Here is a 23,089-nt window from a genome sequence, read left to right as displayed (position 1 = left end):
TGCTGGCATGACGCGGGAGCGCCGGGTGAGGGCGGGGCAGTTAGGTGCGCTGTTGACGGTTTGTGGTGTGTTAGCGGCTGATCCCGTCTGGGCAGGCCCGCCCACTGCATACCGACAGGTGGCTGAGGCCGCTGGTGTCCCGGCGCAGTTGCTTTACGCGGTGGCGCAGACTGAAAGCAACACGCAATTGCGCATAGGCTATTACCCATGGCCCTGGACCCTGAACGTCAAGGGCAAGCCGCTGCGTTTCGAAACTCGCGAGGAAGCCTGCCGGGCGGTGCTCAAGGCAATCTCCGAGCAGGGTGTGTATGCGGTGGATATCGGTCTGACTCAGCAGAACTGGGGTTACATAGGTCGCGCCCGGTTTCGCGAACCTTGCGATGCGCTTCACCCGATCAATAATTTGCAAAGCGCTGCGTTGCTGCTGCGTCAGTACTATCAGCAAACCGGAGACTGGGTTAGCGCTGCCGGTATGTACCATCGTCCGGCGGGTGGCGAACCGGCGCGGCTTTATAAAAGCAAGATTCAGGAACGACTTAAGCGCATGGTTGCTGATCGCTGAGCAGAGCATGGGTATCTGCACATCTTTCCATGTGTGATTTTTTTGTGTACATATCCGTTACTGCGGTCACGCCGACTATCGGTTGCGCTTTTACAGCGCCTCACTTTTGAAGCCCAAAAGTAAGCAAAAGGCTCTTGCCCCACCACTAGGTGCCTCGCTGTCGCTCGGCATGCCCGTAATCCGACATTGCTGCGTGGGGCCGCCGCCACCGGCCATCCATGGCCTGAGGCGGCTAAACCGGCATCCTTGCCGGTTTGCCCCACGCAGCAATGTCGAATTCCGGCCGTCGTGGTTTAACGGGGCGCCTAAGATCAAAATCAAAAGCAGCGATTTCACCCCGGGCCGGTAGGAGCGAACTTGTTCGCGAGACGTTAGTACAGCTAACGAATACATCATCTGACACACCGCATCGCAGCCTTCGGCAGCTCCTATCAAACAAAATATAAATCACTGAATAAACGGGGGCTGTTGGAGCGAGTGGGCGGCAATCCGACTTGCCCGCGAACCAATTGACTCGGTAGGTCAGACGCACCGCGCTATCGTTCTTCGCGGGCAAGCCTCGCTCCAACAGTTCAATGTTTGTTTCGCGACAGCGTGGTGCCTGGGACACCGGGGCGATTCTCATTAAACATAAAATAACCCACTGAATTTAAATGCTTTTTCTGTAGGACTGAGCTTGCTCGCGATGACGTCAGTTCATGCGATAAATTCGTCAACCATGAAATCGAATCGCGAGCAAGCTCACTCCTACAGGGCCCGTGTTTGCTGCGCGACAGCGCGGCGTCTGAACGACGCGGGCGCTACAGAAGATCGGTAAGTTCACACAACCAGGTCGGCTTTCAGGCCGCCGCGTTTTTGATCTTGATCTGAGGCGCCCCGTTAAACCACGCTGGCCGAACGTAGATCTGAAACCGTGGGTAACCCGGCAGGACGCCGGGTTAGCCGCACCGGGCCATGGATGGCCCATTGCGGCGGCCCACGGTTTCAGATCTGCGGGCGGGCATCCCGAGCCTAGGCGAGGGACCGAGTGGTGGGGCAAGAGCCTTTTGCTTACTTTTGGCTGGGCCGGCTTCCGGCTCCTTTCAAAAGTGAGGCGCTGTAAAAGCGCAACCAATAGCAGCCATCAACGTGGTAACGGATATGTACACAAACATCCCTCCCCATGGAGAAGGAAAAGTTGTGCAAATACCTATGCCGTCACCGCCTCAGAAGATCAATGCGCCTTGGGAATACCAAACTGGTCCAGCGTTGGATCAACATTGTGATCGAAGGCTTTCTGGTCCTGTTTTTTGTGCACCGCATCGATAATCGCTTTGATGCCGAAACCTATCGCCATGGCCGCATCGGCGATCCAGCCAACGACTGGCACGGCGCTCGCGACAGCGCTGGCTGCCGCCATGCCCGCAACACGACCGGCAATCGCGCCGACGGCACGGCCCGCGATTTTACCGGCGATCTCGCCACCAGCAGTGCTGGATTTGGTTGCCAGGTCATAGCCAACCCGTGCAGCGGTACCACCGCCACGGATACTGTCATAGATCGCTTTACCGGCTTCAGCATCCTTACCTTGAGCCAGCAATCCGGAAACGGACGTCATGGCGTAAACACCACCTGCCGCCCCCATGGCGCCTCCGGCCAGGCCCTTGCCGTCAAGGGCAGTTTTCGCGCGCTTTTCGGCTTCGGCTTTCAAGTCCTGAGCGGTGATGCTTTGTGGGTCTTTATTGCCCAGCCCGGCGGTGGCGTCCTTGAAGTTGGTAATCATGTCGACGCCAGCCTTGGTGGTCTTCAAAGCGGCCAGTGTGGCCTCGGTGTAGGCGTCCTGGCTGGCGGCGGTAATTTCTGGCGGCAACACAGCGTCGTAGGCTGCTTTTTGTCCATCGACGTCGGCCAATACTTTTTCCGGCTTGGCGTCCTTCGACTTCATTTGCTCGTTCATTTTGCCGCCCTGGGCAAAATTCTGCTGGTAAGAGAGTTGCAGTTCGGCGCTCAAATCCGCACGGTTGGCTACTACATCGCTGGCTGTGGGAACACCTGCGTCAGGGCCGCGCAAATCTTTCTGCATTTGCAATTCGGCGCTCAGGTTGCCGACCGACGCACTGTAATCAGGAGAGGATGGATCCTTGACCGGCTTGCCGTCTTTGTCTTTGGTCACCGCATCAAAATCGCCCTGCATATCGTTTTCCAGTGAGTCACCCGAGGTCAGGCTCTGGTAACGCTGATTGACCGCTTGTTTCAGAGCAGGATCGTTACTGATCAACTTTCTCTGTTGTTCGGGAATCGATTTGTCGAGGAAGGCTTGCACATCTTTATCGCCTTGCAGCTGTGCGATTTTTTCCTTCAGAGCCGTTTCGGTCTTCTCGGTCTTGCGCAGGCTTTGTCCGGCTTCCACGCTCTCCAGGGTTTTCTGCAGCTTGACCATGACCGCTGCTTTCTGGTCGCCGCTGTATTTGTCAGGATTGGCAAACACATCTTCGTTCAGCGCGCTGATGTCAACGCCTGCCGTGGCGTTGAGCGTCGCGGCGCTGCTCATCATGGCGGCAAATTCGCCACCGTTTGTAGGGGCCTGCTTCTTGATCCAGTCTTCTATATTCCGGGTGCTGATATCGCCGTCGGCGCTTTTCTTCGCCAGAGCCTTGCCTTCCAGGCCGCCCTGGTCGAGCAAGTCAGAGAAACCTGGCTGGGCAAACGTTTTCGCTGAGGTTGTCAGCAGGCTGGACAAGCCAGGGTTGCCAGAGGACAACGCCTTGAGGTCGTCGACCGTGGTGTACTTGCCAACTTTCTCGTCACCTCCTGCGGCTTTGTCCGGATCGGCGCATTTGGTGATGGGTTCGTTGGCTCGCAGCAACGCAGCGTTGGTCACCATCTGCAGTGATTGCGGATCAGCCTTGGGATTGGTTTTCATGTACTCATTGACGGATTTTGCCCCGGCATCCCTGGCTTTCTCGAGATTTTTGGCCAGCGACTTGTAATCGCCATCGGTGGTTTTTCCGTCAGCCTTGCCGCCATGCTTGCCAACGTCTGCGGCGGTCTTGAGCACCGGATTGGACTCGATGAACGCCTTGGCTATTTTTGCGTCTTCCCCACCAGCGGCTGCCATTTTCGCTGCTGCGATGGGGCGGTTGAGTTCTTTCGCAGCCTGCTCACGCTGTGCGGGCGGCAAGTTGGCCACCATCGGCGCGAATTTCTCCAGATCTTTTGGTGTGGAATATTTGGAGTTATCCAGAAACTCGGCTTCCCGGCCTTTTCCGGCCGCCGGAGTCGCGTCCGCCGGGGCATGAGTGGCTTTCGGTGCTGTCACGCCCAAGGTGCTGCCGATGCCGTCTGGTCTACCGTTGCGCTGCGCACCGGTGTTTTGCGGCTGACGGGACTCATCGAGTGCTGTTTCCCGGGTTTGATCGTCGCCGGTCGAGCTGAGGCGTTCCAGTACCTCTTTGAATAACGAGACGAGGGCGGAGGGCGCGTCCTGCGTCTTGCCGGCTGTTAACTGACCGGTTGGCTGGCGGGGCACTTGTGTGGTGTTGCCCTGGCCGAAGGAGATGCCGCCACCGCCATTACCGGCCACGAAGTTTTTCATCGGCACTACGGCACCTTTGACTCCCTGGCCCGGAGCTTCGTTTGTGTGCATCCCCTCCTGACCGTTGAGAGGGATCTGGCTGGGTATATCAGGGGAGACGCGCATGTTCATGTTCATTGCCTTCTTTGTGACAACCGTTGATACCACTGTGTGGCGGAGCAGTTGAAACGGTTCCAAAGAGCGCAATTTTTTAATCAGTGTTGCTCAAGGTCTTGCGGCGCAAGCGATACGATTTCAAGTGAAATCCAGACCGATACTCCGCTGGGGACTGTTTAGCCTGCTGTCGGTCAGGTACGCATCAGGTAGCGGTTCTGGTCTATGCCGTAATAAACCGGGTTCACTTGTTGCCCGAAAACCGGGTCGAAGTACTCGCGCTGCTCGCCTTCGCCACGTTGCAAGATGGTATGGCGAGCCATTATCAGCGCTGCGCCGGGCTTCGCCCCGACGATCTCCGGGTTTTGCGGAGAAAGCTGCACGTGCATCTCGCCCTCCATGCTGAGTAGCTCCAGCCCTTTGATTCCTGCTGCTTCGCCTAGCAGCGAAAACAATCTGGCAAATGACGTGCAGTCTCCGTCGCGTTTGTTGATCATTTCAAGAGGGCTACGGTGCTTATCGATCCGATAGGCGAATAGCTGTTGCCTGTGATTTTGCGCAGCGAACTTTTGAAGCAGTGCCATAGGCTTTTCATCCCCACGGACCTGGCCAAACAGGCGCATCAGTATTCCCGGCAGTTGTTTGCTCGCCTGGGTTTCCTCGCGCACCTGCGCTGTGAGCTGATGCCGATTGGGGCGTTGGGCGATGAGTTCCAGATGCTTCTCTGCGAACGCAGTTAATGCTGCTCTGGCGTGGTCCTTGAGTTTTTTTTCAGCCGTCAAGGACCCAGCCCCTGAGTCCAGGTCCAGCATCAAGCGTTTGAGCAAGGTCTTGGCGCCAACGTCCTGAGCTGAATCTTTTACGGCAGTCGGCGGGGTGGACAGGGCAATTTGTGCGGGGTCGCGCCTGCCCATTTCTTTGAGAATGATATTCACGTATTCCGGGTTGGGCCCGCGTGGGTGCCCCGGTTCTTGCTCGGGTAGTTGAGTGAGTTGGCTGACTACCTGATTGAGTAGGGTGCGCTCCCGGGAAGCTCGTTCCAGGCCGTGCATTGCTGGATATTTTGGTTTTGCGCCGCGCGTGAGTACGTCGGGCAACCGCAAGACATGCTCTGCAGAGGTGTGTAGATCGCCCTCGATCTCTACGGAACAGCGCTCCGACGGGTTGCGCAGGCGTGTAGCCCAGCCTTGGTTGAAAAGCCTGCGAAATGTCGCGCTCTTCTGGTAGGCCGTCGTGATCGTCTCGTTAAGCGCTACCAGCGCAGCTCTGTGCTCAGCAGATTTTCCCTTGGTGTCCAGAGCGCCATGCTTGAGTAGATAATCGCGCAGTTGACTCATGGGCAAGTGCGCGCGCTCATCAATGGCCTGGTTGTCATGGGCTTTGCGCAACGAGCTGGGGTTTTTGAATTGCGCGACCATATCCCGATGTTTCCCCGCTAGAAACTGGTCCGGGCTAGCGTCGCCAGTGGTCGAGGTACTCACGCTAGCCGTGACCAGGCCTGGGCGGGAAAGAATGGCAGAAGTGTTGAATGTCACGGTCAGGGACCCGGGTTGGCTCTGGAACCCCTGAGTGGTGTCAGGCCGGAATACGGTTCCTTTGCCGCGAGACCCGGCGATAACTCCGGGTTAGCTCAAGGCAGGGTGGGCACGTAAAAATGATTCATGTCGGTGTCTATCGGGCTGGCCTGTTTGAGCCTTCAAGATGGCAGCGGCCGCGCTTTGCCAGAAGCATGTGGTGGCAGGTCTGTGATGTCATTTGCCCCTGCGTGTTGCCGACCATTAACAGGCGTCTTGCCGAGCCGGTTTCCCAGAATCGTAGCGCTCAGGTTTCCGCTCGACAGAAAGTCCATGTGTGAGGACTTCGCAGGGCCTTCAGGCTGCGCAGGGGCAGGGGAAACAGCATTTGCCATCTTCGTGCCCAACGTCAGCAGGGCTCTGCCCTTGCCGTCACTCATGCCGAGAAAGTCCAGCACCTCGGACATCGGCTTTTCCAGTCCGATACTGAGTGTGGTTGCCCCGTGCGCTGGCCGATCCAGCTCGATCTCGCGACCGTTTTCAGTGGCGCGGACGGACTTTGGACGTTCTTCGCCGTTCAACACCTTCAGGGCCACGTCGAACATTTTTTGCTGCAAAGGGCTGAGTGATGCCCGTTTCTTGTCCAGCCATGGGCCGGGAAAGTGCATCTTCGCGCCCATGGAAATGTTATCGGCTACGTGAAGATTGGCTGACACCGAAGGCTTGTCGGGTTTACCGACTTTCAAGGCGACCGATGTCAGGGAGGGATGAGAAATATTGATCATGAGGTGTGCTCAGGTGAACGGTATCTACCTGAGTGGCTTGCATGCTTATCCAGTTCCCGCATACGACCATGAAGCAGGGCGTCCAGATCGGCAAGGAACCGGGCAGGCTCGAATCACCACAGAGGGGAATGCCATTCAGAGGATTTCATCCCCATGCCCCCAAGTCATTTTCTTGGACTGCCCCTTCGACCTGCTGTGAGGCCGCGCCCTGACAGTACCAGTCATGCACGCCAGCCTGAGGCCTCATCCTCAAGAACGCGTCGTCCGAAGGCCAGTGAATCAAGGCCTCAGCCGCGCAACAGGCCTGACCCGATCAAACCCGGCAAGGATGAGATCTATCTCTCCAGTAAACGTGGCCCCATTGTTGATTTGAATATGGAAGTCACTCAGCCATTGGCGGTGTGCCGTCATCTCGCTTTCAATTACCTGTTTGGTGACGAGGCTGCCGACATGCGAGGTGGCAAGGATTTCCTTGACCGGGCGGCCAGGTCCAAAGCCCACCTGCAGGCCTTTTATGCGCACCCCAGCAATCCCCACGCCCGCGCTGACGCAGGAACAGACGATCTTGAACTGATCGTCGGGCGTAACAACCCACTCCTTATCCCCGACAAATTCGGGCGCTGGCTGGACGACATGTTTCGTCAGGTGGTCGACCAGCGAATGCCTGAAGCGCGAATCATGCTGCGCACCTATAACCATGATTTGCCCATACACATTCAAAATAAAGGGGATCGCATTACCCTGGCTTTTTACGACCCCAACGATTCCAACGTCCACCGTCGGCTGGAGCGTTATCCGGATCAAAGCGTCTCGGATATCACCTTTGATAAAGCCTTTCCCGACAACAGTGGTTACTTTGAAAAAGGTCATTATCCCTTCATACAAGCCGTCAGCAGGGATGTGGGGCATCCCGCGGACGACATGAAGTACTTCCGCAGTGGTTCCAGATTGCCGATGGAGGTTGACCGGTCACTGCTCAGGACTGTCTGGGGAGTCAGTTCTCTGCAAGCGTTTCTGGGTCTGTGCGACTACATGAAACGCAAGGGGATGGTCGGTAGCAAGGCCGCTCCTTATCTAAGCGCGCCTGGAGGTCGGCTCAAAGAGTTTGCGCAAGGTGTCGATCCGAAAGGCTTGAACCATGAAAACCAGCACCTGCGTTTGCGGGTTTTTGTAACCGGCGTGGCGAAGTTGAAAGTGCCCAGTTCAGAGGCCAAAAAACTGCTGGCGCCCCGCGTCGAAAAAAATCGCAAGCCTCTGGGACATTGCCTGCATTTGCGCTCCCCAAATCCTGGTTTCGTCGCTGACTACCTTGCGTTGTTGGACACGGCTCGTCTGAACGACGCCGATTTGTTCGATGTTATCCGGGGCGACCCTAACGATAATAATCTCGCCGTGGCCATGGAGAACCAGAAGGCTGGCGACTTCCATCTTCTGTTTGATCGACTGGAAACCCTTCAGTTGCATAAGGGGAGGCTGACGAGACTGCTTGGCGCCACCACCGCAAATGGCCAGACCGCGATGGCGGATGCCGCATCATTCAGCCATCCCCATATGATCTCGGCCTTCATCGAGCGCGTCAGTCAATGCGATTTACTCGATACCCAGGAGAAGTATCGGCTGCTGCAAGGCAAGGACTCCGATGGTGACACTTGCATGCAGCGTGCGGCTGCCTTCGAAGACCCTGCCTGCATCAAGGCCTACCTCGATGCGTTAGCAGGCAGTGGCCTGCGCTCGCGTGAAGTGGTCAAGTTGCTGGGCAACCCCGAGCAGGATCAGCCCAATATCATCCCGGACATTTGTGCGCCTCCTAGCGCTGGCTGGACGGCGACGTCCTTTGCCGCCAGCAAGACCATGCTGGCAGGCTACTTCGAAGGTATTGCAGCTCTGAACCTGAGCCCGTCTTCGTTACGCAAGGTGCTTGCACCGGAGCAGGAAGATGCGCTTGCTGCCTCCAGGGTCGTCCTTGCTGGCGATCCGCAGGTCACCGCCGGGTTCAATAAAATACTCGACGGACTTGCGCCTATGGACGCTATTGATCTGATCAAGGGGCCTGCGAGTCCTGGCCACAGCACGCTGGAAAGGCTGCGCAGTTCCAGCATCTGCAAACCCGATCATGAGGCGCTTTACTTCCAGTTGCTAGACCGCCAGCAACAGCGAGCCACGCCTGCGCCGACGCGGCGCAGCGGCAGTCAGCAATACGCCCAGTACCAGTCAGATCGGTTCAGGCGTCAGCACGGCTGAGTGCGTTGCGTCAGGACTTTCAGTGTCAGGCGAGTGTGAGTCCCGGATCAGTGCTTGCTGCCCTGAGACGGCATGGCCAGCAGTTGCTTTTCCATGTTCCAGTCAAACGGTTCGTCGTTCTGCTCGGCTTCGTAGCGACGCTCTTCCAGCGACTGATACAGCTCGATTTCTTCGTCGGGCATGAAGTGCAGGCAGTCCCCGGCGAAGAACCACAGCAGGTCGCGAGGCACCAGATGGGCGATTTGTGGGTAGCGCTGGATCACCTGACACAGAATATCCTGGCCCAGATACTGGCTTTCGATAGGGTCTTGCGGCAGCAGGGTCAGCAGTTCGTCGAAGCGCTCCATGAACAAGGCATGGCTTTCTTCAGGCACCTGCTCGGCCTCGCCCAGTGCGACCAGGATGCTGCGCAGGTGTGCCAGCAGGTTCAGTTGGTGGTCGAGATTGGCGTCGGCCATGGGGCAATCCTCAAAGACAAAAAAACAGGCGCGAGAGTATAAAGCTCTGCGCGCCTGCTGTGGTGACGGACTGACCAGTTCCTTCAATCCATAAGCTCTTAGCGAATTTTGCCTTCGCTGAGGGTCAGTTCTTCCTTGGCAAAATCATCGACGTCAATGACTTTGCGTCGCGCCGCCTCGGCTGCCCGCAACGTTTCGGCCTCGGCCGGTTGCAGCACGCTGGCATTGAGCGCTGCGTCGATGACGTGCTCGCCTGCTACCGGTTTGAACTGCCCGCCCTTGAAGGCCACGTGCAGCTTTTTGTGCAACGGTTGCGCAGCGTTCAACAGGTCGCTGGCGTGTTGCAGTGCGCCGACCGCATCGTCGGGCGATTGCGGGCGGTAGCAGCCAGCCAGCAATTCTTTCAGGGTCGGATCGCCTTTGGCGCGGCCCAGCACAGTGGCAACCTGAGCATCCAGCTTGTCGGATGGGCCTTTGTGACGACGTCCGAACGGGAACACCACAACGCGCAACAGAACGCCCAGTATACGGTTCGGGAAGTTGCTCAACAGTTCATCCAGGGCGCGTTCGGACTCACCCAGTGCTTCTTCCATTGCCCACTCAAAGACGGGTTGCAGATGCTCGGGGTAGCCCAGGTCGTGATAGCGCTTGAGGGCCGCCGACGCCAGATACAGATGGCTCAATACATCGCCCAGTCGCGCTGACAGACGCTCGCGACGTTTGAGTTCACCCCCCAGCAGCATCATGCTCAGGTCGGCGAGCATGGCGAAGGCTGCAGCCTGACGATTCAACGCCCGATAGTAACCCTGGCTCAGGTGATCGCCTGGTGCCTTCTCGAAGTGGCCAAAGCCCAGATTGAGAATGAACGTGCTGGCGGCATTACTCACCGCAAAGCCGATGTGTTTGAGCAGCAAACTGTCGAACTCAAGCAATGCCTGATCGTGGTCTTCGCGACCAGCCAGGGCCATTTCCTTGAGCACGAACGGGTGGCAGCGAATGGCCCCCTGACCAAAGATCATCAGGTTACGCGACAGAATGTTCGCGCCTTCAACCGTGATGAAGATCGGCGCTCCTTGCCAGTTGCGGCCCAGATAGTTGTTCGGGCCCATGATGATGCCCTTGCCGCCATGCACGTCCATGGCGTGGGTAATGCACTCGCGGCCCCGTTCGGTCAGGTGGTACTTGAGGATCGCCGACAGCACTGACGGCTTCTCGCCAAGGTCTACCGCGTTGGCGGTGAGCATGCGCGCGCTGTCCATCAGCCACGCGTTGCCGCCAATCCGTGCCAGCGACTCCTGAATGCCTTCAAAGGCTGACAGCGGCACATTGAACTGCTCACGCACCTGCGCGTACTGCCCGGTCACCAGACTGGTGAACTTGGCAGCGCCGGTACCGACTGCTGGCAGGGAGATCGATCGACCCACCGACAGGCAATTCATCAGCATCATCCAGCCTTTGCCGAGCATTTCCTGACCACCAATCAGGTACTCCAGCGGGATAAATACATCTTTGCCCGAGTTAGGGCCGTTCATGAACGCTGCGCCCAAAGGCAAGTGCCGACGGCCGATTTCAACGCCCGGTGTTTCGGTCGGGATCAGCGCGAGACTAATGCCCAGATCGACTTCTTCGCCCAGCAAATGCTCCGGGTCGTAGGCTTTGAACGCCAGGCCGAGGAGGGTGGCGACGGGGCCTAGGGTGATGTAACGCTTTTCCCAGTTCAGACGCAGGCCGATCACTTCTTCGCCCTGCCATTGGCCTTTGCAGATGATACCGGTATCCGGCATAGCGCCAGCGTCGGAACCTGCCAGTGGACCGGTCAGGGCGAAACACGGAATATCATCGCCGCGAGCCAGGCGCGGCAGGTAATGATTGCGTTGCTCGTCGGTGCCGTAGTGCAGCAACAGTTCGGCAGGGCCGAGGGAGTTGGGGACCATGACCGTCGAGGCCAGGTCGCCGCTGCGGGTAGCCAGCTTCATGGCCACTTGTGAGTGGGCGTAGGCCGAGAAGCCTTTGCCGCCGAACTCTTTAGGGATGATCAGGGCAAAGAAGCCGTGTTGTTTGATGTGTTCCCAGGCGCGGGGCGGCAGGTCCATGGCCTGACCGATTTCCCAGTCGGTGACCATTGCGCACAGCTCTTCGGTTGGGCCGTCGATGAAGGCTTGTTCTTCTTCGGTGAGCTGGACTTTCGGATAGCTGAGCAGCAAGTCCCAATCGGGACGACCGCTGAACAGTTCGCCATCCCACCAGACAGTGCCTGCATCGATCGCATCGCGCTCGGTTTCAGACATGGGAGGCAACACTTTTTTGAACCAGGTGAACATCGGCGCGGTGAAATGTTTGCGCCGCAGGTCCGGCAGCGCCAGCGGCAATGCCACGGCCAGTAGCAGGATCCAGAAGATCGCCATCAGCCAGACCGGTGCATGGCTGATGATGCCCATCGCCAGCAAGTAAACAGCGACCACGCCCAGCGCAGGCATGGGCGCGACGCGACGGTGCGCCAGCCAGGCGATGCCGACGACCAGAACCACAATCCACAACAACAGCATAAGTAATCCTCCGTGATGACAGCAGCGAGCAGCCACTATCAAGAGCCGGGGCGTGTTCCGTCAAGGACGGTACCCGAGCGAGTGCATGGATAGTGACCCTGGCGGGGGGAGGGAGTTTCAATGTTTGATCTGGCCACCATTTGCCTTGGGACCTGTGGGAGCAGAGCTTGCTCGCGATGAAGACTACTCGGTTTACTCTGGATTGCGTCCAGCCTTATCGCAAGCAAGCTCTGCTCCCACAGGATCGCGCACGACCATCGCGTTTTACTGCAAATGGCCTATCCTGTCGCCCATCTTCAAGGAGAAAACAATGCTGAAAATCTGGGGTCGGAAAAACTCTTCCAACGTGCGCAAGGCACTCTGGATTGCTGAAGAGCTGGGCTTGCAATACGAGGCCCTCGATGCAGGCGGGGCATTTGGCCTGGTCGACGGTGCTGACTATCGCGCAAAGAACCCCAACGGTCGCATCCCGATGATCGAAGACGGTGACTTTGTGCTCTGGGAGTCCAACGCCATCGTGCGTTATCTGGCGGCCCGCCATGCGCCTGATTCGGCTCTGTATCCTGCTGACGTGCAGCAGCGTGCGACTGCCGATAAGTGGATGGACTGGACCACGTCGACCTTTGCAGGCCCGTTTCGCGATGTGTTCTGGGGCGTACTGCGAACGCCACCCGAGCAGCAGGACTGGGTACAGATCAATGGTGCGATCAAAACCTTGCAGAGCCTGTTGGTGGTTGTCGATGAGGCCCTGACGAAACAGCCTTACCTGTCCGGCGCCGAATTCGGCATGGGTGACATCCCGCTGGGCAGCTTTATTTACGCCTGGTTCGAAATGCCGATTGAACGACCTGCCATGCCGCACCTCGAAAGCTGGTATGAGCGGCTTAAAGCCCGCCCTGCCTATCAATCAGCGGTCATGACTGCGCTCACCTGACCGAGTTAGATGAGCCGCGTCGATAGGTACTATCAATAGATCGCGCTGTACTTGAACGGTCCGGCCAAGCACCATTGCGGTGCTGGCTGGAGTTGTAATCAGGTGTGTCAGCCCTCATCTATATCCCCTATTTCTTCACTGGTAATTTTTCCGATATGAGTTCTGCTCTATCCATCCGGCAGCTAACCAAAACCTACGGCAACGGTTTCCAGGCCCTGAGTGGTATCGATCTGGACGTCGCTGAAGGTGACTTTTTTGCCTTGCTCGGCCCTAATGGTGCGGGCAAATCCACCACCATCGGCATCATCTCGACCCTGGTCAACAAGTCCGGCGGTACGGTGAATATCTTCGGTCATGACCTGGACCGCGAGCCCGCGGCGCTCAAGCGCTGCATCGGCGTGGTGCCTCAGGAATTCAATTTCAATCAGTTCGAGAAAGCCTTCGACATTGTCGTGACCCAGGCCGGTTACTACGGCATCCCGCTGAAGGTCGCCAAGGAGCGCGCCGAGCAATACCTGACCCAGTTGGGGCTGTGGGACAAACGTGACGTGCCGTCGCGCTCGCTGTCCGGCGGTATGAAGCGTCGCTTGATGATCGCTCGGGCGCTGATTCATCAGCCGCGCCTGCTGATCCTCGATGAGCCGACTGCAGGTGTTGATATCGAACTGCGGCGCTCGATGTGGTCGTTCCTCACCGAGCTGAACGAGCAGGGCACGACCATTATTCTCACCACTCACTACCTGGAAGAGGCTGAGCAGCTGTGCCGCAATATCGGCATCATCGATCACGGGGTGATCGTTGAAAATACCGGCATGAAGCAGTTGCTCAACAAGATGACGGTGGAAACCTTCCTGCTTGATCTGAAGCACGAGTATCAGGTCGCGCCACAGTTGATCGGCTATCCCTGCGAACTGATCGACAGCCATACGCTGGAGGTCCAGGTCGACAAGACCATCGGCATCACCGCTCTGTTTGGCCAGTTGGCCGCGCAGAACATCGAAGTGCTGAGCCTGCGCAACAAAACCAATCGCCTTGAGGAGTTGTTCGTGTCACTGGTGGAAAAAAATCTGGCGAAGGTGGCGGTATGAGCAACGAAACGACTTCCGAGCTACGCCCCAACCTGATTGCCCTGAACACGATCGTCTATCGCGAAATACGTCGCTTCATGCGTATCTGGCCGCAGACCTTGCTGCCGCCAGCGATCACCATGGTTTTGTATTTCGTGATCTTCGGCAACCTGATCGGTCGTCAGATCGGCGACATGGGTGGCTTCACCTACATGCAGTACATCGTGCCGGGGCTGATCATGATGTCGGTGATCACCAACTCATACGGCAACGTGGTTTCCAGTTTCTTCGGTGCCAAGTTCCAGCGCTCGGTGGAAGAGTTGATGGTGTCTCCGGTTTCGCCCCACACCATCCTGATCGGCTACGTGCTGGGCGGTGTGCTGCGTGGTCTGGCGGTGGGCGTTATCGTGACGATCCTGTCGATGTTCTTCACTGATCTGCAGGTCCACCATCTGGGCGTGACGATTGTCGTAGTGCTGCTGACCGCGACGATCTTTTCGCTGCTGGGTTTCATCAACGCAGTATTTGCGCGCAACTTCGACGATATCTCGATTATCCCGACCTTCGTGCTGACCCCACTGACGTATCTGGGCGGCGTGTTCTACTCCATCAGCCTGCTGCCGCCGTTCTGGCAGACCGTGTCGCTGGCCAACCCGGTACTGCACATGGTCAACGCGTTCCGTTACGGGATTCTGGGTGTGTCCGATATCCGCATCAGCATCGCCATGGCGTTCATGGTCATCGCGACTATCGTGCTGTATCTCGGATGTGCGCGGCTGCTGGTGAGCGGGCGCGGGATGCGCTCTTAATAGACTCGGGATTGAAGCATTTTTTTGTGGGAGCAGAGCTTGCTCGCGATAAGGCTGGATGCGATCTAAAGTGAACCGCGTCCAGCCTTATCGTCGGGATGCCGCCCAGACCAAGCTCTGCTCCCACAGGGTATGCACTGTTCCAAGGTAATGTGAAAACACCATGCTGGTAATCTCCAACAACGTGCACCTTCCCGATGCCGAAATCGAATTGACTGCCATCCGTGCCCAGGGCGCGGGTGGACAGAACGTCAATAAGGTTTCCAGTGCGGTGCACCTGCGTTTCGACATCAACGCTTCATCGCTGCCGCCGTTCTACAAAGAGCGGTTGCTGGCGCTGCGTGATAGCCGGATTACCAGCGAAGGCGTGCTTGTGCTCAAAGCCCAGCAGTACCGTACTCAAGAGCAGAACCGCGCTGATGCGCTGGTGCGTTTGACCGAGCTGATCATCAGTGCAACCAAGGTCGAGAAGAAGCGCAGGCCGACCAAGCCAACGCTGGGTTCCAAGACCCGCCGTCTGGAGTCCAAGACCAAGCGCGGCTCGATCAAGGCCGGCCGCGGCAAAGTGGATTTCTGATCAGGCGCTATGTAGGCGCGCTGCTTTGGCCTGCTTGTAAAGCCAGACGCTCAGTGCCAAACCACTGAGAGAGGCAAGCGCGGCGAACAGGAAGATCGAGGCAAAGCCAAAGCCTGCCGCCACCGCCCCGGCTACCGGCCCGGTGATCCCCAGTGACAAGTCGATGAACAGCGAATAAGCGCCTACTGCTGCGCCCCTGCTGGAGGCGGGCACCAGATTCACGGCTTCGACTCCCAAGGCCGGGAACACCAGCGAAAAGCCAAAGCCGGTCAATGCCGCGCCTGCCAGCGCCAGCTCCGGCGACGGCGCCATCCACAAAAGCAGCAGGCCGAGGCTTTCAACGCTTAGGCAGCCGATCGCCACCTTGAAACCGCCGATTCGATTGATCATGTTGCCGAACAACAACCGCGCACCGATAAACGACGCGCCGAACAGGCTCAAACACAACACGGCGTTCGGCCAGTTATGGCTGTTGTAGTACAGCGTGATGAAAGTAGCGATGGTGCCAAAGCCGATAGACCCCAGCGCCAGGCCCATGCCATGGGGAAAGACTTTACCCAGTACGTGGATAAACGGCATGCGCTCGCCATGTACGACCGGTACGGCTTCTTTATTCCAGGCCAGTTTCAATCCGAGCAGGGCTAGCAGGATGATGCTCACACCCATGCTCCACAGCCCCAACGTGCTGACCAGCATTACCCCCAGCGGCGCGCCTATGGCCAGTGCGCCGTAGCTGGCAATGCCATTCCAGGAAATGACTTTGGCGGTGTTCTGCGCGCCGACGCGTCCGATGCCCCAGCCAATCGACCCGGAACCCACCAGACTCTCGGCACTGCCCAATACCAGTCGGCCGAAGAACAGGCTGACCAGGCTGACCACGGGCCATGCCTGCAGCCAGCTAGACAGCAGCATGAACACGCCGCTCAATCCGCAACCGGCCAGACCGAACAGCACGGCTTTCTTGGGCCCGAGGTTATCGATTATCCGTCCGGCGTACGGGCGGCTGAGCAGGGTAGCCAGATACTGCACGCTGATCACCAGCCCCGCTGTGACCGCGCCAAACCCCAGGTCGGTGTGGACATAGCCCGGGAGTACCGCCAACGGTATACCGACATTCAGGTAACCGATGAACGTGAACATGACGATGGAGACGACTTGCAGAGTGACGGCCATAGGGCGTTGCGAATCACTGCTTGGTGTATCAGGCATGAGTAAGCGGTCCACGATAACGGCGGGAAATCAAACGGGTGCTGCGGATCGAATCGAACCTTAGCAAGCTAACCAAGTGCTCAATGATAGCGGCGAACGAGCGCTGGGCTTGAGGTCTACTTAAAAAAATTTCGGGCGAAGGTATTCGATCAGGGAGGTACAACGACTTACTGAGGCTGTTCGGGCGCGACCAGTTGTGTCGTCACCAGCGCGGCAAGGGCGTTTTCCTGATTGCCGAAGCGGTCGAGCAGGGCTTGCTTCTTTTCCGGGCTCAACTGCGCCCAGATTTTGATCATGAGTTCGGCAGTGCCGATCAGGGTATTGGCTTGTGCTTCGTTGAAATCTTTCATCTGCAGCCTGTGGTCATCGGCATTTCAGACGTATGAAAACACAGCGAGGCTGGTTTCCGATACGTCTGAAAAAATCACCCTCAGTCTTCGCTGGAGGCTTGCTGGCTTTGTTCGGCCTGTACACCGGCTTTCATTTCAGCCGGTTGACCGAGTTCCAGTTGAGCCAGTGTCGATTGCTCAGGCTCTTTCTGGCCAGGGGGGAAGTTAGGGATTTCATGCATTTTCAATGCTCCTTGCACAAGTTTTTTAGTTGCTGGGCAGAACCAGTGCTTCTAAAAAGCTTGAGCAGGATACAGCAGGAAAAATGACAAACAGACTTTTATCTCGACCGTTGGTCATGTGCGGAAACAAAAACCGGGTTTTATTGTCCCGCGTCATGGCGAGTATTTCAGGCCGACAGGTCAGCTACTCGCCGACTTGATTTGCAATGCAATCTTGTGGGAGCAGGGCTTGCCCGCGATGCATGAGATGCAGGCAGACGACATACCGCGTTATCGTTTATCGTCGGAATGCCGCCCAGACCAAGCCCAGCTCCCACAGGTATTGATGTCAGCCTGAGAAATTTTACTTACGCCCCTCAGCGCCTTTGGCCACCTCATCCGTGCGCGCTGCCATGATGAAGTCATTGCGGTGCAGGCCTTTGATGGAGTGGCTCCACCAGGTCACGGTGACTTTGCCCCACTCGGTCAGCAAACCCGGATGATGCCCTTCTGCTTCGGCTATCTCACCCACAGCGTTGGTAAACGCCAAGGCAAATTTGAAGTTCTTGAACAGATAGATTTTTTCCAGCTGCATGACGCCGTCGCGAACCTCGATACTCCAGTCAGGGATCTGTTTAAGCAGCTCGGGCAGTTCGGCTTCGCTGACTTGCGGGGCGTTGGCGCTGCAGGCTTCGCAGCTGGCTTGTGAAAGGTTGGTCATAAATAGGTTTCCTGTTCAGGCCACTTGGGATTTGGTTGAGGGGCTGGATGAAGGGCGGGGCGGGAATTTCGGTGCATGCAGTCCCAGCTGCATGGCGTGTTCGACCATCCCCATGATGTCTTCGTGAGCCAGATCGAATAATCGCTTCAAGTCGGGCAAGACAAAGTACAAGGGTTGCAGAATATCGATACGGTAAGGCGTACGCATCGCTTCCAGCGGATCGAACGACTGATGTTCCGGTGCATTCGAAAGGCTGTAGACAGCCTCTTTGGGCGAAGAAAGAATCCCGCCGCCGTAGATTTTCCGGCCTTGGGCCGTATCAACAAGCCCGAATTCGATGGTCATCCAGTACAGGCGCGCCAGATACACGCGTTGTTCTTTGCTGGCGCCAAGGCCGAGCTTGCCGTAGGTGTGAGTGAATTCGGCGAACCAGGGGTTGGTCAGCAGTGGGCAATGGCCAAAGATTTCGTGAAAAATGTCCGGCTCTTGCAGGTAATCCAGTTCTTCCTGGGTGCGAATGAAGGTCGCCACGGGAAACTGCTTGTTGGCCAGCAGCTCGAAAAAAGTCTGGAAGGGAATCAACGCCGGGACTCGCGCCACCTGCCATCCGGTGGTCGCGCCTAAAACGCTGTTGATTTCCGCCAATTGCGGGATGCGTTCACGGGGCAGGGCAAGCTGCTCGATGCCGTCCAGATATTCCTGACAGGCGCGCGTCTCAATCACCTTCATCTGGCGGGTGATCAATGTGTTCCAGACCGCGTGCTCGTCGCTTGTGTAATCAATGAACCCGTGAGCATCGGGTTCACGTGCCACGTATTTCGTATGGCTCATGCTGCTCTCCCTGGGGTTCTTTTTATTGGGTTTGTTACGAACGCCCAGCTTCATCAATAGCGCGTTTCAGGCGCTCGGGATGTCAGCACCGGGGTACCACAGGTGCTGGCGCAGGTGTGTTTTCGTAAAGAAAACTTTACGGCTCAGGCCAATCCCTGATTATCTTGTGGCGAGCGAGGTTTCCGGTGTCGGCGCTGTAACTAATTCTTGACGGTAAACTTCGGCTCATCACAAAAATAACAACAGCCACAGGATTCATTTGTCATGCGTATCAAAGTGCACTGTCAGAACCGCATTGGTATGACCCGCGATATTCTTGAGCTACTGGCTTCCTATGGCGTCAACGTCGCCCGGGGCGAGGTGGGGGGTGAGCACGGCGACGCCATCTATCTGCATTGTCCGAACCTGATCAATCTGCAATTCCAGTCGCTGCGCCCTCGCTTCGAGGCCATCGCTGGAGTCTTCGGCGTCAAACGCGTGGGGTTGATGCCCAGCGAACGGCGGCATATGGAGCTGGACGCGTTGCTTGGCGCGCTGGAGTTTCCGGTGTTGTCCATCGACATGGGCGGTTCGATTGTTGCGGCCAACCGGGCAGCGGCTCAACTGTTGGGCGTGCGGGTGGATGAAGTGCCGGGTATTGCGTTGTCGCGTTATGCCGAAGACCTCGATATACCGGCACTCATCCGTAGCAACAAATCGCGGATCAACGGCCTGCGGGTGACAATTCGCGGCGATGTATTTCTGGCCGACATCGCGCCTTTGCAGTCTCGCCATGACGAAAGCGAGGCCATGGCGGGAGCAGTCTTGACCCTGCACCGCGCAGATCGGGTTGGCGAGCAGATTTATCAGGTACGCAAGGAGGAGCTGCGCGGGTTTGACAGTATCTTTCAGAGCTCCAGAGTCATGGCTGCAGTTGTGCGTGAAGCCAGGCGCATGGCGCCGCTGGATGCGCCGCTGCTGATTGAAGGTGAGACAGGCACCGGCAAGGAGTTGCTGGCCCGTGCCTGTCATCTCGCCAGCCCCCGTGGCCAGTCCCCGTTAATGGCCATGAACTGTTCAGGTCTGTCCGATGCCATGGCTGAGACCGAACTGTTCGGTTATGGCCCTGGCGCGTTCGACGGGGCGCGAGCGGAGGGCAAGCTGGGCTTGCTGGAACTGACGGCTGGCGGCACGTTGTTTCTCGACAGCGTCGGGGAGCTCAGTTTGCGCATGCAGGCCAGGCTGCTGCGTTTTCTGCAGGACGGTTGCTTCCGGCGCGTCGGCAGTGATGAGGATGTTTTTCTGGATGTGCGCATCATGTGTTCGACCCAGATGGATTTGTCTGAGCTTTGCGCCAAGGGTGAGTTTCGCCAGGATCTCTACCATCGACTCAACGTCTTGACCCTGCACATCCCGCCATTACGCGACTGCCTGGACGGGCTCGGGCCGCTGGTTGAGCATTTTCTGGATCAGGCCAGTCGCCAGATAGGTTGCCCGCTGCCAAAGCTGGCGCCTGCCGCCATGGAGCGTTTGAGCCATTACCAGTGGCCCGGCAACGTCCGGCAATTGGAGAATGTGCTGTTTCAGGCGGTTTCGTTGTGTGAAGGCGGGACGGTAAAAGCCGAACACATTCGCTTACCGGAGTACGGCGTGCGCGATCCGTTGGCGGCGTTCTCGATGGAGGGTGGGCTGGAGGATATAGTCGGTCGTTTTGAAAAGGCGTTATTGCAGCGCTTGTATGTTGAATATCCCAGCAGTCGGCAACTTGGGAAGCGGTTGGGTGTTTCCCATACAACCGTGGCTAACAAGTTGCGGGATTATGGGTTAAATAGTTCCAGCAACCTAGATGACAATTATCGGTAGGAGCGAACTTGTTCGCGAGATGTTGGCCTGTCAGCAAATATTTACCTGGCACACCGTCTCGCCAACAAGTTGCTTCCTACCCATAATTGCCTGCCGGGATATCACTCAACTATTGCTGCAGCCGTTACCCATCACCTGATAGCCCATCACGTGCTGCTGACCTTTGGAGTCTTCATAGGTCATGCGCATCGGGACGACTTTGCAGACATCCGGGATGGTGCTGATCGAGATGACTTTGGCAATGTCAGGGTGGCTGCCATAAGTGTATTGTTCGACGCGGGCTTGTTGGGCAGCAACTTTTGCTCCGGATTCTTCAGCCATTGCAAATGCACTAAAACCACAGAGTGCGAGAACCAACAGTGAGACTTTCATTTTCTTTTACCTTCTTGAGTTCGAAAGGGGGCACACCGCCTTTATGGGGCGATGTGTGAAGCGTTTATCAGCGGGTGATTAATGAGTCGTGGGGGACTGTCAGTTATTAATCAGGTGCCGTGTGTGGCGAAGTTGATTCTATGCTTGTCACCGAACTTCATATAGGAACACTTTTGATAAAGACTGTTGAGCGAATGGGCAACAATCCCTGCGAGGGCCGGGCCAGGGCCCTGCAAGTGTTCGGGTTCAGGGTCGCCAATGTGATGATTGCGGGCTCAGATGCGTTCGGTAAGACCATCGTCGAATGGTCCCGAGGCCGACAGGCGGATACAACAGGGGCATAAAACAACAACTATCCACCGAGGTAACCAAGATGAGTGCAGCTTCCCTGTACCCCGTCCGCCCAGAAGTCGCAGCGACCACGCTGACCGATGAGGCGACTTACAAGGCCATGTACCAGCAGTCGGTGGTCAACCCCGACGGTTTCTGGCGTGAACAAGCTCAGCGTCTTGACTGGATCAAACCTTTTACCTCGGTCAAACAGACCTCTTTCGATGATCACCGTGTCGACATCAAATGGTTCGCCGATGGCACCCTGAACGTTGCCTATAACTGTCTGGATCGCCATCTGGAAGAGCGTGGCGATACCCTTGCAATCATCTGGGAAGGCGATGATCCTTCCGAAAGCCGCAACATTACCTATCGCGAGTTGCACGCTGAAGTGTGCAAGTTCGCCAACGCCCTGCGCGGTCAGGACGTGCATCGCGGCGACGTCGTGACTATTTATATGCCGATGATCCCCGAAGCTGTGGTCGCCATGCTGGCGTGCGCCCGTATCGGTGCGATCCACTCGGTAGTGTTTGGTGGTTTCTCGCCGGAAGCACTGGCGGGTCGCATCATCGACTGCAAATCCAAAGTGGTCATCACCGCGGACGAAGGCCTGCGTGGCGGTAAGAAAACCGCCATGAAAGCCAACGTTGACCGTGCGTTGACCAACCCGGAAACCGCCAGCGTGCAGAAAGTGATCGTCTGCAAGCGCACCGGCGGCGACATCGAATGGAACCGCCACCGTGACATCTGGTACCACTCGTTGCTGGAAGTGGCTTCCGAGACCTGTGCACCTAAAGAAATGGGTGCCGAAGAATCGCTGTTCATCCTTTATACCTCGGGCTCCACCGGCAAACCGAAAGGCGTGCTGCATACCACTGGCGGTTATCTGCTGTACGCCGCGTTGACTCACGAGCGCGTGTTCGATTACAAGCCGGGCGAGATTTACTGGTGCACCGCTGACGTGGGTTGGGTTACCGGGCACAGCTACATTGTTTACGGGCCGCTGGCCAATGGCGCGACTACGCTGTTGTTCGAAGGCGTGCCTAACTATCCGGACATCACTCGCCTGTCGAAGATCGTCGACAAGCACAAGGTCAACATCCTCTACACCGCACCGACTGCCATTCGCGCGATGATGGCTGAAGGCACCAAGTCCGTTGAAGGCGCCGACGGTTCGAGCCTGCGTCTGTTGGGTTCGGTGGGTGAACCGATCAATCCGGAAGCCTGGAACTGGTACTACAACACCATCGGCAACAAAAACTGCCCGATTGTCGACACCTGGTGGCAGACCGAGACCGGCGGCATCCTTATCAGCCCGCTGCCGGGCGCCACGGCCCTCAAGCCTGGCTCGGCAACGCGTCCGTTCTTCGGCGTGATTCCGGCGTTGGTGGATAACCTTGGCAATCTGATTGAAGGTGCGGCGGAGGGTAACCTGGTGATCCTTGATTCGTGGCCGGGTCAGTCGCGCTCGCTGTACGGCGACCATGACCGGTTCGTCGACACCTACTTCAAGACATTCCGGGGCATGTATTTCACCGGTGACGGCGCGCGCCGTGATGAAGATGGCTATTACTGGATCACCGGTCGTGTGGATGACGTGCTGAACGTGTCCGGGCACCGGATGGGCACTGCTGAAATCGAAAGCGCCATGGTTGCGCATCCTAAGGTTGCCGAAGCTGCGGTGGTGGGTGTGCCTCACGATTTGAAGGGGCAGGGCATCTATGTCTACGTGACGCTCAACGGCGGAGAGGTGCCGGATGAGGCGCTGCGCATCGAATTGCGCAACTGGGTCCGTAAAGAGATCGGCCCGATTGCTTCGCCTGATGTGATTCAGTGGGCGCCAGGCCTGCCGAAAACCCGTTCCGGGAAAATCATGCGGCGCATCCTGCGCAAGATCGCCACGGGTGAATACGATTCGCTGGGTGATATCTCGACCCTGGCTGATCCGAGCGTGGTGCAGCATTTGATCGACACGCACAAGACCATGAGCGTGGCCTGATAGTCAGCGCTTGAAAGAGCCCCATCCGGTGTGAGCCGGGTGGGGCTTTGTTGTTCGTCGGTGTCCCGTTTGTGC

19 protein-coding genes are annotated in these 23,089 nt (G+C 57.4%); 8 read left to right on the top strand and 11 right to left on the bottom strand.

Annotated elements, in window-relative coordinates; translation table 11 throughout:
• Positions 1 to 7 precede the first annotated feature (7 nt).
• Complete coding sequence (locus ACYASS_RS18530; RefSeq protein WP_463587171.1) at positions 8 to 562, top strand: lysozyme family protein; 555 nt, start codon at positions 8 to 10, stop codon at positions 560 to 562.
• A gap of 1,213 nt (positions 563 to 1,775) precedes the next feature.
• Here ACYASS_RS18530 and ACYASS_RS18525 read toward each other — a convergent pair.
• From ACYASS_RS18525 to ACYASS_RS18515, 3 genes are all read right to left on the bottom strand, one after another.
• Positions 1,776 to 4,241, bottom strand: coding sequence for a type III effector HrpK domain-containing protein (locus tag ACYASS_RS18525; RefSeq protein ID WP_463587170.1), 2,466 nt, complete (start codon positions 4,239 to 4,241; stop codon positions 1,776 to 1,778).
• A 182-nt stretch (positions 4,242 to 4,423) separates the two neighbouring features.
• The gene (locus ACYASS_RS18520; RefSeq protein WP_463587272.1) at positions 4,424 to 5,647 is read right to left on the bottom strand and encodes a PipA/GogA/GtgA family type III secretion system effector; all 1,224 of its coding nucleotides are present in this window, start codon (positions 5,645 to 5,647) and stop codon (positions 4,424 to 4,426) included.
• Positions 5,648 to 5,925: 278 nt separating this feature from the next.
• Positions 5,926 to 6,528 carry a hypothetical protein gene (locus ACYASS_RS18515; protein WP_463587169.1) on the bottom strand — a complete coding sequence of 201 codons (603 nt, stop codon included), beginning with the start codon at positions 6,526 to 6,528 and terminating at the stop codon, positions 5,926 to 5,928.
• Between the two features lie 153 nt (positions 6,529 to 6,681).
• Between ACYASS_RS18515 and ACYASS_RS18510 the strand changes: the two genes are divergently transcribed.
• On the top strand, positions 6,682 to 8,769 hold the full coding sequence (locus ACYASS_RS18510) for a ShET2/EspL2 family type III secretion system effector toxin (protein ID WP_463587168.1): 2,088 nt from the start codon (positions 6,682 to 6,684) through the stop codon (positions 8,767 to 8,769).
• Between the two features lie 47 nt (positions 8,770 to 8,816).
• On the opposite strand, the gene ACYASS_RS18505 is transcribed toward ACYASS_RS18510, so the two are convergent.
• On the bottom strand, positions 8,817 to 9,227 hold the full coding sequence (locus ACYASS_RS18505; RefSeq protein WP_095094636.1) for a PA2817 family protein: 411 nt from the start codon (positions 9,225 to 9,227) through the stop codon (positions 8,817 to 8,819).
• A gap of 98 nt (positions 9,228 to 9,325) precedes the next feature.
• A complete protein-coding gene (locus ACYASS_RS18500; RefSeq protein ID WP_463587167.1) occupies positions 9,326 to 11,773 on the bottom strand; it encodes an acyl-CoA dehydrogenase in 2,448 nt (815 codons plus the stop codon).
• Positions 11,774 to 12,083: 310 nt separating this feature from the next.
• Between ACYASS_RS18500 and ACYASS_RS18495 the strand changes: the two genes are divergently transcribed.
• The 4 genes from ACYASS_RS18495 (at position 12,084) to arfB (ending at position 15,160) form a co-directional block, all read left to right on the top strand.
• Entirely contained in the window at positions 12,084 to 12,707 is a 624-nt protein-coding gene (locus ACYASS_RS18495; RefSeq protein ID WP_463587166.1) for a glutathione S-transferase family protein, read from the top strand.
• 155 nt (positions 12,708 to 12,862) lie between these two features.
• Positions 12,863 to 13,795: an ABC transporter ATP-binding protein gene (locus ACYASS_RS18490; RefSeq protein ID WP_243246661.1), complete on the top strand. Its 933-nt coding sequence runs from the start codon at positions 12,863 to 12,865 to the stop codon at positions 13,793 to 13,795.
• On the top strand, positions 13,792 to 14,583 hold the full coding sequence (locus ACYASS_RS18485; RefSeq protein ID WP_243246662.1) for an ABC transporter permease: 792 nt from the start codon (positions 13,792 to 13,794) through the stop codon (positions 14,581 to 14,583). The genes ACYASS_RS18490 and ACYASS_RS18485 overlap by 4 nt, the downstream gene beginning before the upstream one ends.
• Positions 14,584 to 14,746: 163 nt before the next feature.
• Positions 14,747 to 15,160: an alternative ribosome rescue aminoacyl-tRNA hydrolase ArfB gene (arfB, locus tag ACYASS_RS18480; RefSeq protein ID WP_463587165.1), complete on the top strand. Its 414-nt coding sequence runs from the start codon at positions 14,747 to 14,749 to the stop codon at positions 15,158 to 15,160.
• On the opposite strand, the gene ACYASS_RS18475 is transcribed toward arfB, so the two are convergent.
• From ACYASS_RS18475 to phhA, 5 genes are all read right to left on the bottom strand, one after another.
• On the bottom strand, positions 15,161 to 16,369 hold the full coding sequence (locus ACYASS_RS18475; RefSeq protein WP_463587164.1) for an MFS transporter: 1,209 nt from the start codon (positions 16,367 to 16,369) through the stop codon (positions 15,161 to 15,163).
• A 167-nt stretch (positions 16,370 to 16,536) separates the two neighbouring features.
• Complete coding sequence (locus tag ACYASS_RS18470; protein ID WP_027898125.1) at positions 16,537 to 16,719, bottom strand: hypothetical protein; 183 nt, start codon at positions 16,717 to 16,719, stop codon at positions 16,537 to 16,539.
• Positions 16,720 to 16,799: 80 nt separating this feature from the next.
• Entirely contained in the window at positions 16,800 to 16,940 is a 141-nt protein-coding gene (locus ACYASS_RS18465) for a hypothetical protein (protein ID WP_162874715.1), read from the bottom strand.
• 343 nt (positions 16,941 to 17,283) lie between these two features.
• On the bottom strand, positions 17,284 to 17,640 hold the full coding sequence (locus ACYASS_RS18460; RefSeq protein WP_463587163.1) for a 4a-hydroxytetrahydrobiopterin dehydratase: 357 nt from the start codon (positions 17,638 to 17,640) through the stop codon (positions 17,284 to 17,286).
• 15 nt (positions 17,641 to 17,655) lie between these two features.
• Positions 17,656 to 18,471, bottom strand: coding sequence for a phenylalanine 4-monooxygenase (gene phhA, locus ACYASS_RS18455; protein ID WP_463587162.1), 816 nt, complete (start codon positions 18,469 to 18,471; stop codon positions 17,656 to 17,658).
• A 264-nt stretch (positions 18,472 to 18,735) separates the two neighbouring features.
• On the opposite strand from phhA, the gene ACYASS_RS18450 reads away from it, so the two are divergent.
• On the top strand, positions 18,736 to 20,313 hold the full coding sequence (locus ACYASS_RS18450; RefSeq protein WP_463587161.1) for a sigma-54-dependent transcriptional regulator: 1,578 nt from the start codon (positions 18,736 to 18,738) through the stop codon (positions 20,311 to 20,313).
• A gap of 105 nt (positions 20,314 to 20,418) precedes the next feature.
• Here the strand turns inward: ACYASS_RS18450 and ACYASS_RS18445 are convergent, their stop codons facing one another.
• Positions 20,419 to 20,685: a DUF2790 domain-containing protein gene (locus tag ACYASS_RS18445; protein ID WP_243246671.1), complete on the bottom strand. Its 267-nt coding sequence runs from the start codon at positions 20,683 to 20,685 to the stop codon at positions 20,419 to 20,421.
• 373 nt (positions 20,686 to 21,058) lie between these two features.
• Here ACYASS_RS18445 and acs point away from each other — a divergent pair, with 373 nt between their 5' ends.
• Complete coding sequence (acs, locus tag ACYASS_RS18440; protein WP_463587160.1) at positions 21,059 to 23,014, top strand: acetate--CoA ligase; 1,956 nt, start codon at positions 21,059 to 21,061, stop codon at positions 23,012 to 23,014.
• Positions 23,015 to 23,089: the final 75 nt, after the last annotated feature.

It is taken from the genome of Pseudomonas sp. HP_14, from assembly GCF_055283875.1.
The sequence above is the reverse complement of the archived record's forward strand: the minus strand, read 5'-3'. Positions and strand labels throughout refer to the sequence as shown.